At 61.2% G+C, this 15,982-nt stretch carries 16 protein-coding genes; 7 read left to right on the top strand and 9 right to left on the bottom strand.

Features of this window, described 5'->3' with window-relative positions; translation table 11 throughout:
- Nucleotides 1–2,271, top strand: a complete 2,271-nt coding sequence (gene clpA / locus RG836_RS13140) for an ATP-dependent Clp protease ATP-binding subunit ClpA (RefSeq protein ID WP_310845979.1) — start codon at nucleotides 1–3, stop codon at nucleotides 2,269–2,271.
- 246 nt (nucleotides 2,272–2,517) lie between these two features.
- Here the strand turns inward: clpA and infA are convergent, their stop codons facing one another.
- From infA to aat, 3 genes are all read right to left on the bottom strand, one after another.
- Entirely contained in the window at nucleotides 2,518–2,736 is a 219-nt protein-coding gene (gene infA, locus RG836_RS13135; RefSeq protein WP_002553999.1) for a translation initiation factor IF-1, read from the bottom strand.
- A gap of 98 nt (nucleotides 2,737–2,834) precedes the next feature.
- A complete protein-coding gene (locus RG836_RS13130; protein ID WP_310845978.1) occupies nucleotides 2,835–3,542 on the bottom strand; it encodes an arginyltransferase in 708 nt (235 codons plus the stop codon).
- A gap of 57 nt (nucleotides 3,543–3,599) precedes the next feature.
- A complete protein-coding gene (gene aat, locus RG836_RS13125) occupies nucleotides 3,600–4,280 on the bottom strand; it encodes a leucyl/phenylalanyl-tRNA--protein transferase (RefSeq protein WP_310845976.1) in 681 nt (226 codons plus the stop codon).
- Nucleotides 4,281–4,809: 529 nt separating this feature from the next.
- On the opposite strand from aat, the gene ftsK reads away from it, so the two are divergent.
- From ftsK to cysG, 6 genes are all read left to right on the top strand, one after another.
- Nucleotides 4,810–7,218: a DNA translocase FtsK gene (gene ftsK / locus RG836_RS13120; protein WP_310845974.1), complete on the top strand. Its 2,409-nt coding sequence runs from the start codon at nucleotides 4,810–4,812 to the stop codon at nucleotides 7,216–7,218.
- A gap of 65 nt (nucleotides 7,219–7,283) precedes the next feature.
- Nucleotides 7,284–7,907, top strand: coding sequence for an outer membrane lipoprotein periplasmic chaperone LolA (gene lolA / locus RG836_RS13115; protein WP_310845972.1), 624 nt, complete (start codon nucleotides 7,284–7,286; stop codon nucleotides 7,905–7,907).
- A 39-nt stretch (nucleotides 7,908–7,946) separates the two neighbouring features.
- The gene (locus RG836_RS13110) at nucleotides 7,947–9,269 is read left to right on the top strand and encodes a replication-associated recombination protein A (RefSeq protein WP_310845970.1); all 1,323 of its coding nucleotides are present in this window, start codon (nucleotides 7,947–7,949) and stop codon (nucleotides 9,267–9,269) included.
- Nucleotides 9,269–9,643, top strand: a complete 375-nt coding sequence (gene crcB, locus RG836_RS13105) for a fluoride efflux transporter CrcB (protein ID WP_310845968.1) — start codon at nucleotides 9,269–9,271, stop codon at nucleotides 9,641–9,643. Before RG836_RS13110 ends, crcB begins: the two co-directional genes overlap by 1 nt.
- A 16-nt stretch (nucleotides 9,644–9,659) precedes the next feature.
- On the top strand, nucleotides 9,660–10,940 hold the full coding sequence (gene serS, locus RG836_RS13100; RefSeq protein WP_310845966.1) for a serine--tRNA ligase: 1,281 nt from the start codon (nucleotides 9,660–9,662) through the stop codon (nucleotides 10,938–10,940).
- Nucleotides 10,941–12,335: a siroheme synthase CysG gene (gene cysG / locus RG836_RS13095; RefSeq protein WP_310845965.1), complete on the top strand. Its 1,395-nt coding sequence runs from the start codon at nucleotides 10,941–10,943 to the stop codon at nucleotides 12,333–12,335. It begins immediately after the preceding gene.
- Nucleotides 12,336–12,441: 106 nt separating this feature from the next.
- Here cysG and RG836_RS13090 read toward each other — a convergent pair whose 3' ends face one another.
- The 6 genes from RG836_RS13090 to tusD all read right to left on the bottom strand — a co-directional run bounded on the left by RG836_RS13090 (nucleotide 12,442) and on the right by tusD (nucleotide 15,916).
- Nucleotides 12,442–13,443, bottom strand: a complete 1,002-nt coding sequence (locus RG836_RS13090) for a glutathione S-transferase family protein (RefSeq protein ID WP_310845964.1) — start codon at nucleotides 13,441–13,443, stop codon at nucleotides 12,442–12,444.
- A 90-nt stretch (nucleotides 13,444–13,533) separates the two neighbouring features.
- Nucleotides 13,534–14,535, bottom strand: a complete 1,002-nt coding sequence (locus RG836_RS13085; protein WP_310845962.1) for a glycosyl transferase family protein — start codon at nucleotides 14,533–14,535, stop codon at nucleotides 13,534–13,536.
- Nucleotides 14,532–14,867, bottom strand: a complete 336-nt coding sequence (locus tag RG836_RS13080) for a TusE/DsrC/DsvC family sulfur relay protein (protein WP_310845961.1) — start codon at nucleotides 14,865–14,867, stop codon at nucleotides 14,532–14,534. The genes RG836_RS13085 and RG836_RS13080 overlap by 4 nt, the downstream gene beginning before the upstream one ends.
- On the bottom strand, nucleotides 14,864–15,160 hold the full coding sequence (gene tusB / locus RG836_RS13075; RefSeq protein WP_310845959.1) for a sulfurtransferase complex subunit TusB: 297 nt from the start codon (nucleotides 15,158–15,160) through the stop codon (nucleotides 14,864–14,866). Before tusB ends, RG836_RS13080 begins: the two co-directional genes overlap by 4 nt.
- Nucleotides 15,160–15,522, bottom strand: coding sequence for a sulfurtransferase complex subunit TusC (tusC, locus tag RG836_RS13070; protein WP_310845957.1), 363 nt, complete (start codon nucleotides 15,520–15,522; stop codon nucleotides 15,160–15,162). Before tusC ends, tusB begins: the two co-directional genes overlap by 1 nt.
- Before the next feature lies 1 nt (nucleotide 15,523).
- The gene (gene tusD / locus RG836_RS13065; RefSeq protein ID WP_310845955.1) at nucleotides 15,524–15,916 is read right to left on the bottom strand and encodes a sulfurtransferase complex subunit TusD; all 393 of its coding nucleotides are present in this window, start codon (nucleotides 15,914–15,916) and stop codon (nucleotides 15,524–15,526) included.
- Nucleotides 15,917–15,982 lie beyond the last annotated feature (66 nt).

Genomic DNA, 15,982 nt, shown 5'->3' with positions numbered 1-15,982 from the left:
ATGTTAAACCGCGAGCTCGAAGTCACCCTCAATCTAGCCTTCAAGGAGGCCCGTTCGAAGCGTCATGAGTTCATGACCGTCGAACATCTCCTGCTGGCCCTACTGGATAATGAGGCTGCCGCCACCGTTTTGCGTGCCTGTGGCGCAAACCTCGACAAACTCAAGCATGACCTGCAGGAGTTCATCGACTCCACCACGCCGCTGATTCCCGTCCATGACGAGGATCGCGAAACCCAGCCAACCCTGGGCTTCCAGCGTGTATTGCAGCGTGCTGTCTTCCATGTGCAGAGCTCGGGCAAGCGCGAAGTGACCGGCGCCAACGTGCTGGTCGCCATCTTCAGTGAGCAAGAGAGTCAGGCTGTGTTCCTGCTGAAACAGCAGAGCGTAGCGCGCATCGATGTCGTCAATTACATCGCCCATGGCATCTCGAAAGTGCCGGGGCACGGCGATCATTCCGAGGGTGAGCAAGATATGCAGGACGACGAGGGCGGTGAGTCTTCTTCTTCGGGCAATCCGCTGGATGCGTATGCCAGCAACCTCAATGAACTCGCGCGCCAGGGTCGCATCGATCCGCTGGTTGGCCGTGAAATGGAAGTCGAGCGTGTCGCGCAGATTCTCGCGCGTCGGCGCAAGAACAATCCTCTGCTGGTCGGCGAGGCGGGCGTGGGTAAAACCGCGATTGCCGAAGGCCTGGCCAAGCGTATTGTCGACAACCAGGTCCCCGACTTGCTGGCCAACAGCGTCGTCTACTCCCTTGACCTCGGTGCCTTGTTGGCCGGGACCAAATACCGGGGCGATTTCGAGAAGCGCTTCAAGGCGTTGCTCAACGAGCTGAAAAAACGCCCGCAGGCCATTCTGTTCATCGACGAAATCCACACCATCATTGGTGCGGGTGCCGCGTCCGGTGGCGTAATGGATGCCTCGAACCTGCTCAAGCCGCTGCTGTCGTCGGGTGATATCCGCTGCATCGGTTCGACCACCTTCCAGGAATTCCGCGGGATTTTCGAGAAGGACCGGGCCTTGGCGCGGCGCTTTCAGAAAGTCGATGTGTCGGAGCCGTCGGTCGAAGACACCATCGGTATCCTGCGCGGCTTGAAAGGCCGTTTCGAAGCACACCACAGCATCGAGTACAGCGATGAAGCGTTGCGCGCTGCGGCTGAACTGGCGTCGCGCTACATCAACGACCGACACATGCCGGACAAAGCCATCGACGTAATTGACGAAGCGGGTGCCTTCCAGCGCCTTCAGCCGGTCGAGAAGCGCGTGAAGCGCATCGAAGTGCCGCAAGTCGAAGACATCGTGGCGAAGATTGCGCGGATTCCGCCAAAGCACGTCAACAGCTCCGACAAGGAACTGCTGCGCAACCTGGAGCGCGACCTCAAGCTCACGGTGTTTGGCCAGGATGCCGCGATCGACTCGCTGTCGACTGCGATCAAACTGTCTCGTGCCGGCCTCAAGTCGCCGGACAAGCCTGTAGGTTCGTTCCTGTTTGCCGGCCCGACCGGTGTCGGCAAGACCGAAGCCGCGCGGCAGTTGGCCAAGGCCTTGGGCATTGAGCTGGTGCGTTTCGACATGTCCGAGTACATGGAGCGCCACACCGTATCGCGTCTGATCGGTGCGCCGCCGGGCTACGTCGGTTTCGACCAGGGCGGTCTGTTGACCGAAGCGATCACCAAGCAGCCGCACTGCGTGCTCTTGCTCGATGAAATCGAGAAGGCGCACCCGGAAGTCTTCAACCTGCTGCTGCAGGTCATGGACCACGGGACGCTCACCGACAACAACGGGCGCAAGGCGGATTTCCGCAATGTGATCGTGATCATGACCACCAACGCCGGCGCCGAAACAGCGGCTCGCGCTTCGATTGGTTTCACCCATCAGGACCACTCGTCCGATGCGATGGAAGTGATCAAGAAGAGCTTCACGCCGGAATTCCGTAACCGTCTGGACACCATTATCCAGTTTGGTCGCCTCAGCCATGAGGTCATCAAAAGCGTGGTGGACAAGTTCCTCACCGAACTGCAGGCGCAGTTGGAAGACAAGCGTGTGTTGCTGGAGGTTACCGACGCCGCACGCGGCTGGTTGGCGGCCGGTGGTTACGACTCGGCCATGGGCGCTCGTCCGATGGCGCGCCTGATCCAGGATAAGATCAAGCGTCCGCTGGCGGAGGAAATCCTCTTCGGCGAGTTGTCCGAACATGGCGGTGTGGTTCACATCGACATCAAGGACGGTGAACTGACGTTCGACTTCGAGACCACGGCTGAGATGGCCTGACGCTTGATGCTGTAAAACATAAGGCGCCGCGAGGCGCCTTTTTATTGCCTGGCTATTACTCCGGCACTAACCCGAAACCCTGTGGGAGCGGGCTTGCCCGCGATAGCAGTGGGTCAGACGCCATACCTCTATCGGTAGTGATGGCCTCATCGCGGGCAAGCCCGCTCCCACAGTTATCTTCATCGACTGGTAAATCGCGCACAAACAAAAACGCCCGGCAGTGCCGGGCGTTCTGTATTGACTTGATTAGCGAGCGCGGTAAGTGATGCGCCCTTTGCTCAAGTCATAGGGCGTCAGCTCGACGCGCACTTTGTCACCGGTAAGAATACGAATGTAGTTCTTGCGCATCTTGCCGGAAATATGCGCGGTTACGACGTGCCCATTTTCCAACTCCACACGAAACATGGTGTTGGGCAGGGTGTCGACGACAGTGCCTTCCATTTCGAAGCTGTCTTCTTTCGACATGCAGTAAAGCCCTCGGTATCCAATGAATGGCCCGGTGCAACTGCGCCAGGCAAAAGCGGCGTGCATTGTGCCCGAAAAATGGGGTTTAAGCCAAGGCCTTAGTTCAGGACAACCCATCTCTGGTTTATTAGCAGTTCGATAGGCCGATATTGGGTCTTGTAGTTCATTTTTTTGCAGTTCTTGATCCAGTAGCCCAGATAGACCGCTTCAAGGCCCAGGCGCTGGGCCTCGCCGATCTGCCACAAGATGGCATAACGGCCAAGGCTGCGACGTTCTTCCGCCGGTTCGTAGAAGGTGTACACCGCTGACAAACCGTTCGGCAGCAAGTCGGTTACCGCCACCGCCACCAGTCGACTTTCGAGGCGAAACTCATAGAACCGGGAAAAGGGCAGGTCGCGCACCAGAAAGGTGGAGAACTGGTCACGGCTCGGCGGGTACATGTCGCCGTCGGCGTGGCGTTGCTCGATATAACGCTGATAAAGGTCGAAATATTCTTCGCTGAAGCAGGGTTTGGCGGGGCGTATCTGCAGGTCGGCGTTGCGTTTGAAAATGCGTTTCTGCTGGCGGTTGGGCTTGAACTGCGCCACGGGGATGCGCGCTGGCACGCAGGCGTTACAGTTTTGGCAGTGCGGGCGATACAAATGATCGCCACTGCGGCGGAAACCCATTTCCGACAGGTCGGCGTAGACATGCACATCCATGGGCTGGCTAGGGTCAAGAAACAGGGTCGTGGCCTGCTCCTCCGGCAGATAACTGCAAGAGTGGGGCTGAGTGGCATAGAACTTCAAGCGCGCCAACTCGGTCATGATCAACCCTCGAAATAAAGCGTTTGAATAAGTGTAAGCCACACCGGCAAAAGTCGCTTAGCAAACCCACGTGGCCTGGCTCGGCGCGTCCAGGTGCCGGGCCAGGTAGTCAGCGAACTGGCTGCGGGGAATGGCGCGAGCGCCGAGGCTGTGCAGGTGATCGGTGGGCATCTGGCAATCAATCATCACGAAACCCCAGTCCTGAAGGTGGCGCACCAGGGTCGCGAAGCCGAATTTGGAGGCGTTGTCGGCGCGGCTGAACATTGATTCGCCAAAGAACAGTTGCCCCATGGCCAAGCCGTAGAGCCCGCCGACCAGCGTCTCGCCGTCCCAGACTTCCACCGAGTGCGCGTGGCCACGGCGGTGCAGTTCCAGATAAGCGGTTTGCATGGCGTCGGTGATCCAGGTGCCGTCGGCATAGTCCCGCGGCGCGGCGCAGGCCTGGATGACCGCGGCAAAATCCTGGTCGAAAGTCACGCGGTAACGCTGCTGGCGCAGCAGTTTGTTGAGGCTGCGCGAGATGTGCACTTCGTCGGGAAACACCACGGTGCGCGGGTCCGGCGACCACCAGAGGATCGGCTGGCCTTCGGAGAACCAAGGGAAACAACCGTGTCGGTAAGCCTGAACCAGGCGATCGGCGGACAAGTCACCGCCCGCCGCGAGCAACCCATTGGGATCGCGCATGGCTTTCGCGAGCGGTGGAAAAGTGAGGGAGTCGCGTTGTAACCAAGTCAGCATGGCAGTCAGGCTTACGGAAGGGGAGGGCAGTGGCGGCAGCTTTGCTCGCCGGGCAGTGAATCGTCAAACGCCAATGTCGTCCAGAAATTTCTTGGCGGCAAGCGGTGTCGGCTGGGCCGGATGCGCTCAGCGCGGTGCCTGCAACTTGGCGCAACAAACGCGGTCGTAGAGCATCGATACGGCAAAGCACTGCGCGCATGGGGAAATCCATTCAATATTTTGCTGGCCATGTTATGCCTCGTTGTCAGAAACACCACATAAGCCTTTGTCAGCAAAGACAATGCGTGCTCAAATTGAACGGCGTGTCGTGACCGTTTGGCTATGCTGTTACTTAGGCGGCAGGTTCTGGCAACGATCTGGCAAACCCGTACAATGCCGGGTGCGGCCGATCGTGAGCTTCGAAAAGCGCTGACGGAGTGTTAAAAGTAGTCCCGGCTGTGCGCGTTAACGTTGTTACCTGCCTGGATTGGGCAGTTTTTTATCGTCATTCAACAGATGGACGCGCCGTAGGCGCAGGAAAAGACGCGTTTTGAAGAAATCCACCGTAATACCTAAAAACACAGTCGTTCCGCTTTGGCGTCAACACTTGCACTACCGGCTCAAGGAAGGTGCACTGATTGCCATCGGCGCCCTGTGCCTGTTCCTGATGATGGCTTTGCTCACCTACGGCAAGGACGATCCAGGCTGGAGCCACAACAGCAAGATCGACGACGTACAGAATTTCGGCGGCCCGGCCGGCTCGTACAGCGCCGACATTCTGTTCATGGTGTTGGGTTACTTCGCTTACATCTTCCCGCTGTTGCTGGCGGTCAAGGCTTACCAGATCTTCCGTCAGCGTCACGAACCATGGCAGTGGAGCGGCTGGCTGTTTTCCTGGCGCCTGATCGGCCTGGTGTTCCTGGTGTTGTCAGGCGCGGCCCTGGCGCATATCCATTTCCATACCCCGACCGGCCTGCCGGCGGGCGCGGGTGGCGCACTGGGCGAAAGTCTTGGCGACCTGGCACGCAATGCCCTGAATATCCAGGGCAGCACCTTGCTCTTTATCGCACTATTCCTGTTCGGTTTGACGGTGTTTACCGATCTGTCGTGGTTCAAGGTGATGGACGTCACCGGCAAGATCACCCTCGACCTGTTCGAACTGTTCCAGGGCGCCGCCAACCGCTGGTGGTCGGCGCGTACCGAGCGCAAGCAACTGGTCGCGCAACTGCGTGAAGTCGACGACCGCGTGCACGACGTGGTGGCGCCAACGGTGCCGGACAAACGCGAGCAGGCCAAGGTCAAGGAGCGCCTGATCGAGCGCGAACAGGCGCTGAGCAAGCACATGTCCGAGCGCGAGAAACAGGTGCCACCGGTCATCGCTCCAGCACCGGCGCGGCCGCCGGAACCCAGCAAGCGTGTGCAGAAAGAAAAACAGGCGCCGTTGTTCGTCGACAGTGCCGTCGAAGGCACCTTGCCGCCGATCTCGATTCTCGACCCGGCGGAAAAGAAACAACTCAATTACTCGCCTGAATCCCTGGCGGCTGTCGGCCACCTGCTGGAAATCAAACTCAAGGAATTCGGCGTTGAAGTATCGGTGGATTCGATCCATCCAGGCCCGGTGATTACGCGTTATGAGATTCAACCGGCGGCCGGGGTCAAGGTCAGCCGTATTTCCAACCTGGCCAAGGATCTGGCGCGCTCGCTGGCGGTGACCAGCGTGCGGGTGGTGGAAGTGATTCCGGGCAAGACCACGGTCGGTATCGAGATTCCCAACGAAGACCGACAGATCGTGCGCTTCTCCGAAGTGCTGTCGTCGCCGGAATACGACAACTTCAAGTCGCCGGTCACCCTGGCCCTGGGTCACGACATTGGCGGCAAACCGGTCATCACCGACCTGGCGAAAATGCCGCACCTGCTGGTCGCCGGTACCACCGGTTCCGGTAAGTCGGTGGGCGTGAACGCGATGATCCTGTCGATCCTGTTCAAGTCCGGCCCGGAAGACGCCAAGCTGATCATGATCGACCCGAAAATGCTGGAACTGTCGATCTACGAAGGCATTCCGCACCTGCTGTGCCCGGTAGTCACCGACATGAAAGACGCGGCCAACGCCCTGCGCTGGAGCGTGGCGGAGATGGAGCGCCGCTACAAACTGATGGCGAAGATGGGCGTGCGTAACCTGTCGGGCTTCAACCACAAGGTCAAGGAAGCTGAGGACGCCGGCACGCCGCTGACCGATCCGCTGTACAAACGCGAAAGCATTCACGACGAAGCGCCGCTGCTGCACAAACTGCCGACCATTGTCGTGGTCGTCGACGAATTCGCCGACATGATGATGATCGTCGGCAAGAAGGTTGAAGAACTGATCGCGCGTATTGCCCAGAAGGCGCGGGCGGCGGGCATTCACTTGATCCTCGCGACCCAGCGCCCGTCGGTGGATGTGATCACCGGTCTGATCAAGGCCAACATCCCGACCCGCATGGCGTTCCAGGTGTCGAGCAAGATCGACTCGCGGACCATCATCGACCAGGGCGGCGCTGAACAATTGCTGGGCCACGGTGACATGCTCTACATGCCGCCCGGCACCAGCCTGCCGATCCGCGTCCACGGTGCGTTTGTCTCCGATGATGAGGTTCACCGCGTGGTCGAGGCCTGGAAACTGCGCGGCGCCCCGGAATACAACGACGACATCCTCGCCGGTGTCGAGGAACCCGGAAGCGGGTTCGACGGCGGCAGCAGCGGTGGCGACGAGGACAGCGAGTCCGACGCGCTCTACGACGAAGCGGTGCAGTTCGTCCTGGAAAGCCGCCGGGCCTCGATTTCCGCGGTACAGCGCAAGCTCAAGATCGGCTACAACCGCGCCGCACGGATGATCGAAGCCATGGAAATGGCCGGGGTCGTCACGTCCATGAACACCAACGGTTCCCGTGAGGTTTTGGCCCCGGGGCCCGTTCGCGACTGACCAGAATTGACAAGGGTGGCCCGATAACTGCCGCCCACACTCCCACGAATGTTATGAGGACTCCCATGCGTCTTATCCGCATGCTGTTGCTGCCGGTACTGGCTTTGACCACGCTCTCGGCCCACGCCGATGACAAGGACGTGGCGCGTCTGACCCAATTGCTGGAAAAATCCCAGACGCTGACCGCGCGCTTCTCGCAATTAACGCTGGATGGTGGCGGCACCCAGTTGCAGGACACCACCGGCGAAATGACCCTGCAGCGCCCGGGCCTGTTCAACTGGCACACCGACGCACCGAACGAAACCCTGGTGGTGTCCGATGGCAAGAAAGTCTCCCTGTGGGACCCGGACCTGGAGCAGGTCACCATCAAGACCCTCGACGTGCGCCTGACCCAGACCCCGGCCCTGTTGTTGTCCGGTGACGTGTCGAAGATCAATCAGAGTTTCGACATCAGCGCCAAGGAAGCCGGCGACGTGATTGATTTCACGCTCAAGCCGAAAACCAAGGACACCCTGTTCGACAGCCTGCGCCTGTCGTTCCGCAAAGGCTTGATCAACGACATGCAACTGATCGACAGCGTCGGCCAGCGCACCAACATCCTGTTTACCGGGGTCAAGGCCAACGAGCCAATCCCGGCCTCCAAGTTCAAGTTCGACATCCCCAAGGGTGCCGACGTGATCCAGGAATAAATAGCAGGACATAGCACCTGTGAGGTTTCATAAGTAGTCATGGATCTGTTCAGCCGCGCCCCAATCGCTCAACCCCTGGCCGCCCGTTTGCGTGCGGCCAATCTGGACGAGTACGTCGGTCAGGAACACCTGCTGGCTCGCGGCAAACCGTTGCGTGAGGCCCTGGAGCAGGGCGCCCTGCATTCGATGATCTTCTGGGGGCCGCCGGGCGTGGGCAAGACCACCCTGGCGCGGTTGTTGGCGGAAGTCAGCGACGCACACTTCGAGACCGTGTCGGCGGTGCTGGCGGGCGTGAAAGAAATTCGCCAGGCCGTGGAAATCGCCAAGCAGCAGGCCGGCCAGTACGGCAAACGGACCATCCTGTTCGTCGACGAAGTGCACCGCTTCAACAAATCCCAGCAGGACGCGTTCCTGCCCTACGTCGAAGACGGCACGCTGATCTTCATCGGCGCCACCACCGAAAACCCTTCGTTCGAACTCAACAATGCCTTGCTCTCGCGGGCGCGGGTTTATGTGCTGAAGAGCCTCGACGAAACCGCCCTGCGCAAACTGGTGCAACGTGCGCTGACTGAAGAACGTGGTCTCGGCAAGCGCTACCTGACTCTGAGCGATGAAGGCTTCCAGATGCTGCTGTCGGCGGCGGATGGCGATGGTCGGCGTCTGCTCAACCTGCTGGAAAACGCCTCGGACCTCGCCGAAGACGACAGCGAGATCGGTATCGAGCTCCTGCAAAGCTTGCTCGGCGATACCCGGAGGCGTTTCGACAAGGGCGGTGAAGCCTTCTACGACCAGATTTCCGCGCTGCACAAATCAGTGCGTGGTTCCAACCCGGACGGCGCGCTGTACTGGTTCGCGCGGATGATCGATGGCGGTTGCGACCCTCTGTACCTGGCCCGGCGCGTGGTGCGCATGGCCAGTGAAGACATCGGCAACGCCGACCCTCGAGCCCTCAGCCTGTGCCTGGCAGCGTGGGAAGTGCAGGAGCGGCTCGGCAGCCCGGAAGGCGAGTTGGCTGTGGCCCAGGCTATTACCTATCTGGCCTGCGCGCCGAAAAGCAACGCGGTGTACATGGGCTTCAAGGCCGCGCTGAGCAGCGCCGCACAATACGGCTCGCTGGAAGTGCCGCTGCACCTGCGCAACGCACCCACTAAGCTGATGAAGCAGTTGGGCTACGGCGAAGAGTATCGTTATGCCCACGATGAACCGGACGCTTACGCCGCCGGCGAAGACTACTTCCCTGAAGAACTCGAACCGCTGCATTTCTACCAGCCAGTGCCCCGCGGCCTGGAGTTGAAGATCGGCGAAAAACTCAACCACCTTGCCCAACTTGACCGGCTCAGCCCCAGACAGCGGAGAAAATAGTGATTCAGACCATTCTTGCGGTGTCGGTGGCCGGTATCGCTGGTACATTACTGCGTTTCGCCGCCGGGACTTGGGTCAGCGCCAATTGGCCGCGTCATTTCTACACCGCAACCCTGGCCGTGAACCTCGTTGGCTGCCTGATCATCGGCTTGCTGTACGGCTGGTTTTTGCTGCGCCCGGAAGTGCCGATTGAAATTCGCGCGGGTCTGATCGTCGGTTTTGTCGGCGGCCTGACCACGTTTTCATCCTTTTCACTGGACACGCTGCGCTTGCTGGAAAGCGGCCAGGCCGCGATAGCCTTCGGTTATCTGGCCGTCAGCGTGTTCGGCGGGCTGCTCGCGACCTGGGCCGGCCTGTCCTTGACCAAACTTTGATAAACGAGAGACCGACATGCTCGATTCCAAACTGTTACGTAGCAACCTCCAGGACGTAGCGGACCGCCTCGCATCCCGTGGCTTTGTGCTGGATGTGGCGCGCATCGAAGCGCTGGAAGAACAGCGCAAGACCGTCCAGACCCGCACCGAAGCCCTGCAGGCTGAACGTAACGCGCGCTCCAAATCCATCGGTCAGGCCAAGCAGCGCGGCGAAGACATCGCCCCGTTGATGGCTGACGTCGAGCGCATGGCCAACGAGTTGAGCGCCGGCAAGGTCGAACTGGACCAGATCCAGACCGATCTGGATTCGATCCTGCTGGGTATCCCCAACCTGCCGCACGAATCGGTGCCGGTGGGTAAAGATGAAGACGATAACGTTGAAGTGCGCCGCTGGGGCACGCCGACCGCGTTCGATTTCCCGGTTCTGGACCATGTGGCCCTGGGCGAGAAGTTCGGCTGGCTCGACTTCGAAACCGCCGCCAAGCTGTCCGGCGCCCGATTTGCCCTGTTGCGCGGCCCGATCGCTCGTCTGCATCGCGCCCTCGCGCAATTCATGATCAACCTGCACACCAGCGAACATGGCTATGAAGAGGCCTACACGCCTTATCTGGTGCAGGCGCCGGCGTTGCAAGGCACCGGCCAGTTGCCGAAATTCGAAGAAGACCTGTTCAAGATCAGCCGCGAAGGCGAGGCCGATCTGTACCTGATCCCGACCGCCGAAGTGTCGCTCACCAACATCGTCGCCGGCGAAATCGTCGACGCGAAACTGCTGCCGATCAAGTTCGTCGCCCACACCCCGTGCTTCCGCAGTGAAGCCGGCGCATCGGGCCGTGACACTCGCGGCATGATCCGCCAGCACCAGTTCGACAAGGTCGAGATGGTCCAGGTCGTCGAGCCATCGACCTCCATGGAAGCCCTCGAAGGCCTCACCGCCAATGCCGAGAAAGTCCTGCAACTGCTGCAATTGCCTTACCGCACCCTGGCGCTGTGCACCGGCGACATGGGCTTCAGCGCGGTCAAGACTTACGACCTGGAAGTGTGGATCCCGAGCCAGGACAAGTACCGCGAAATTTCTTCGTGCTCCAACTGCGGCGACTTCCAGGCACGGCGCATGCAGGCTCGTTTCCGCAACCCGGAAACCGGCAAGCCCGAGCTGGTGCACACCCTCAACGGCTCCGGCCTGGCGGTCGGTCGTACCCTGGTCGCGGTGCTGGAAAACTACCAGCAGGCCGACGGTTCGATCCGCGTGCCAGACGTGCTCAAGCCGTACATGGGTGGCCTCGAGGTCATCGGTTAAATGGAATTTCTGCCGCTGTTCCACAACCTGCGCGGCAGTCGTGTGTTGGTCGTCGGTGGGGGGGAGATTGCCTTGCGCAAATCCCGCCTGCTGGCCGATGCCGGTGCGCTGCTGCGGGTGGTCGCTCCCGAGATTGAGCCGCAGCTCAGTGAGCTGGTCGCCGCCAGCGGCGGTGACTGCCTGCTGCGCGGTTACCTTGAAAGCGACCTGGATGGCTGCGGCCTGATCATTGCCGCCACCGACGACGAACCGCTCAACGCCCAGGTGTCTGCCGACGCCCATCGGCGCTGCGTGCCGGTCAACGTGGTCGATGCGCCAGCGCTGTGCAGCGTGATCTTCCCGGCGATTGTCGACCGTTCGCCGCTGGTGATCGCGGTGTCCAGCGGTGGCGACGCGCCGGTGCTGGCACGCTTGATTCGCGCCAAACTGGAAACCTGGATTCCGTCGACTTACGGGCAACTGGCCGGACTGGCCGCGCGGTTCCGCCATCAGGTGAAGACCCTGCTGCCGGATGTGCAAAAGCGTCGGGCGTTCTGGGAAGAAGTCTTTCAAGGGCCGATTGCCGACCGGCAACTGGCCGGGCAGGGGGCTGAAGCCGAGCGCTTGTTGCTGGACAAGATCAACGGTGAAGCGCCGAGCGGCACCGGCGAGGTCTACCTGGTGGGCGCGGGGCCGGGCGATCCCGACCTGCTGACCTTCCGCGCCTTGCGCCTGATGCAGCAAGCCGATGTGGTGCTGTACGACCGCTTGGTGGCGCCGGCGATTCTCGAACTGTGCCGCCGCGATGCCGAGCGGGTGTACGTCGGCAAGCGCCGCGCCGAACACGCGGTGCCGCAGGAGCAAATCAACCAGCAACTGGTCGACTTGGCCAAGGCCGGCAAACGCGTGGTGCGGTTGAAGGGCGGCGATCCATTCATCTTCGGCCGTGGTGGTGAAGAAATCGAAGAACTGGCGGCCCATGGCATCCCGTTCCAGGTGGTGCCGGGCATCACCGCCGCCAGCGGTTGCGCGGCGTATGCCGGGATTCCGCTGACCCACCGCGACCACGCGCAGTCGGTGCGTTTCATCACCGGTCACCTCAAGGATGGCACCAGCGACTTGCCTTGGGCCGACCTGGTGGCGCCAGCGCAAACCCTGGTGTTCTACATGGGCCTGGTCGGGTTGCCGATCATTTGCGAACAACTGATCCGCCACGGCCGCGCCGCCGATACTCCGGCGGCGCTGATCCAGCAGGGCACTACCTCAAACCAGCGGGTTTTCACTGGCACCCTGGCGAATTTGCCGCAACTGGTGGCAGAGCATGAAGTCCATGCCCCGACCCTGGTCATCGTCGGTGAAGTGGTGCAACTGCGCGAGAAACTGGCGTGGTTCGAAGGGGCGCAGTCGCAGGTCTAAACATCGAGTAGCATCCATTCGCGAGCAGGCTCGCTCCCACTGAAGAACACCATTCCTCTGTGGGAGCGAGCCTGCTCGCGAAAGCGTCTGGCCCGCGACATCAATTTCAGGCCTTACGCCAAACCCCTTTGCCGCTCAATCGATCCCGGTCATGCGCCACGCTGAAGTCCTGCTCCGGCCCTTTCGGCACCACGCCCGTCGGATTGATGGTCTTGTGGCTGCCGTAGTAGTGGTTCTTGATGTGGGTGAAGTCCACGGTTTCGGCAATCCCCGGCCACTGATACAACTCACGCAGCCAGTTCGACAGGTTCGGGTAGTCGCTGATGCGCCGCAGGTTGCACTTGAAGTGGCCGTGGTACACCGCATCGAAACGAATCAGCGTGGTGAACAGACGGATATCCGCTTCGGTCAGGTATTCCCCCGCCAGGTAACGACGCTCATCCAGTAAGCCTTCAAGGTGATCGAGTTCGGCAAACACCTCGTCGAACGCCTGTTCATAGGCCTTCTGCGACGTCGCGAAGCCCGCGCGGTACACGCCGTTGTTGACGGCAGGGTAGATGCGCTCGTTCAACGCATCGATTTCACTGCGCAGGTGCGGCGGGTAAAAGTCCAGGTCATTGCCGGTCAGGTGATCAAACGCACTGTTGAACATGCGGATGATTTCCGAGGATTCGTTGTTGACAATGCGTTGCTGCTGTTTGTCCCAGACCACCGGCACGGTGACGCGGCCGGTGTAGTCGGCGGTGTCAGCGGTGTAGCGCTGGTGCATGAAATCCAGGCCATCGAGTTTGTCGCCGCTCGAGCCGTAGTCGCGGTCGAAGGTCCAGCCGTTTTCCAGCATCAGCCAACTGACCACCGACACGTCGATCAGGCTTTCCAGGCCTTTGAGCTTGCGCATAATCAGCGTGCGGTGCGCCCAGGGGCAGGCGAGGGACACGTAGAGGTGATAGCGCCCGGCTTCGGCGGCGAAGCCACCGACACCGGTCGGGCCGGCGCTGCCGTCAGTGGTCAGCCAGTTGCGGCGCTGTGCCTGTTCACGCTGGAAGGCGCCGTCCTTGCTGCTTTCGTACCACTGGTCGTGCCATTTACCTTCGACTAATAAACCCATTTCGACTGCTCCAGAACTGATAAACGTTGGAGCCGAGTCTAGTCCTATGAGTTCGAACAAAAAGCGCAAAGGTTGCGGGATTATGATCGATTAAATCGATTTATCCCGTGCGTTCCAGTATTGCCGGGCGGTTTCGAAGGCTTGCTCGCGGGGCTGACCGAGGCCGCGCAAGGCCAGGGCCATGGTCGCGATCAGGGCCATTTGCGGGTAACTATCCTCGACCTCGCCGCGCCACAGCGCTTTGAGGTGCTCAGGGTCAAGGCTCGCCGGTTTGACGTGGCGCTGGGCCGATAGTTGTGGCCACTCTTCATCCCAACTCTGCCCAGCCGTGGTGCCGTACAAATGGCTGTCGGCGTCCGGGTTGATCTCGATTTCGCCGCCATCGCCCTTGATCACGATTGCCGTGTCACCCAGCAAGCCGCTGGCATCGCGATGCACCGCTTGGTAACCGGGGTGGAAAATACTTTGCAGGCCGCAGCGCGCGCCCAGCGGATTGAGAATCCGCGCCAGCGAGTGGATCGGCGAGCGCAAGCCCAACGTATTGCGCAGATCGATCATCCGTTGCAGCGGCGCCGCCCAATCCACCAGTGGCATAAAGGCCAGGCCGCCGTTGTCCAGTGCGCTACCGACCTGGGACCAGTCGCGGCACAGTGGGATGTTCAGAGTGTGCAGCAGTTGTTCGCTGTATAACCGCCCGGCGGTGTGGGCGCCGCCGCCGTGCATGAAGATGCGCACGCCGTTCTGCCCCAGGCACTTGGCCGCCAGCAGGTACCACGGCAGGTGACGTTTTTTGCCGGCGTAGGTCGGCCAATCGAGGTCGACCGCCAGCGCTGGCGCGCTGAGGCGTTCGCGCAGGGCTTCAGTGAACCCGGCCAGTTCTTCGGCGCTTTCTTCCTTGTGCCGCAGCAGCATCAGGAAGGCACCCAGTTGCGATTCTTCGACCTTGCCGTCGAGCAGCATGCCCATGGCTTCCCGCGCTTCTTCGCGGGTCAGGCTGCGGGCGCCACGCTTGCCCTTGCCGAGAATGCGCACGAACTGGGCGAAGGGATGTTCGGCCGGGGTGTCGAGGGTCAGCGGGGGGAAGTCGGTCATAAGCAATTCGTCGGTTTGGGCAGGCCCGCCAGTTTCGCGGCGAGTTTGGCGGGGGTGCCTTTGAACAGTTTGTTCAGGTGCAGGCTGTTGCCTTTGTCCGCGCCGAGTTTCAGCGCGGTGTACTTGATCAGCGGGCGGGTGGCCGGCGACAGCTGGAATTCCTGATAGAAGGCGCGCAGCAGTTCGAGGATTTCCCAATGCTCGGCGGTCAGCTCGATCTGTTCGGCGGCGGCGAGGCCGGCAGCGACCTCGGCGGACCAGTCGTTGAGATCGACCAGAAAGCCGTCCTTGTCCAGTTCGATGGCGCGGGCGCCGACGGTCAGGGCGTTCATAGCCAACTGTTGACCTTGGGGTGGCGCAGCGACAGCTCGACGAACGCCGCGTAGTCGATGGCGGTCGCCCAGGCGGGAATCGCCAAGGCGCGGGCCTCGGCGTCTTCGGCCAGTGCGTAGAGGCTCAGCTCGCCCTGCGCTTGCAGCGCTGCATAGGGCGCGGTGCCAGGGCGCAACGCATACACCGCGTCACCGCTGAGCAGCAGCGCATCGGTATCGCCGAGCAGGCGCAGGCAACTGCTCAAGCGGCTGTCGCCAAACGGCGAATGGGACAACACATGCAAAGTCGACATCAGAGGGTCATCACCTGGTCGTAATGGTCAATAAGCTCGCGGATTTGCCCGGCATCGAGGGCCTGCACTTCATCCAGCGCCAGGGCCGAGGCGTCGAGCCCGCGTTCGGCGGCACTCGCAGCACAAACGAACAGCTCCTCGACGCCAAACATCGGCAGCGCCTGCAGGTTGGCGCTCAGGTCTTTCTGTTGCAACGCTCTGGCCTTTTGCCCGGCGGCCAGTTGCAGCACGCCGTCGTCGAGAAACAGCAGGCCAATGGGCAGGTCGAAGGCGCCGCCGGCCAGCACGATGTCCAGCGCTTCGCGAGCACCGGGGCCGGACCAGGGTGCCTGGCGGCTGATCAACAATAAGGATTTGGCCATGTCACGCGCCTCCAAAGCAGATCAGGCGGTCGGCGTCTTGCACCGCGTCGTGCAATTGGCCGAGTCCGGACAATTCCCACGGCCTATCAACCTGCACGGCGTTGCGCTGATAGCGCTGGGCTTCCTCGTCATTCAGCACGCCACGGCGCAAAGCGGCGGCGATGCACACCACGCCGTCGAGCTGATGCTGATCGACGAAGGCCCGCCATTGCCCGGGCAGGTCCTGTTCGTCCTGAGGTGTGACCACGCTGTTCGAGGCGTTGTAGACGCCGTCCTGATAGAAAAACAGCCGGACGATTTCATGCCCACCGGCCAGCGCGGCCTGGGCGAACAGCAAGGCGCGGCGCGAGGAGGGCGCATGGGCGGCAGAAAACAGCGCGATGGCGAACTTCATAACGGACTCGGTCAGCAAAACTGCGGCCATGATAAAGCTTTCTGCGTGGCGCGACACCGCCGAGCT

The organism is Pseudomonas rhizozeae (assembly GCF_031583775.1).
Lineage (GTDB): Bacteria > Pseudomonadota > Gammaproteobacteria > Pseudomonadales > Pseudomonadaceae > Aquipseudomonas.
Note: the sequence above shows the minus strand (reverse complement) of the source record. Positions and strands in the feature narration are given on the sequence as shown.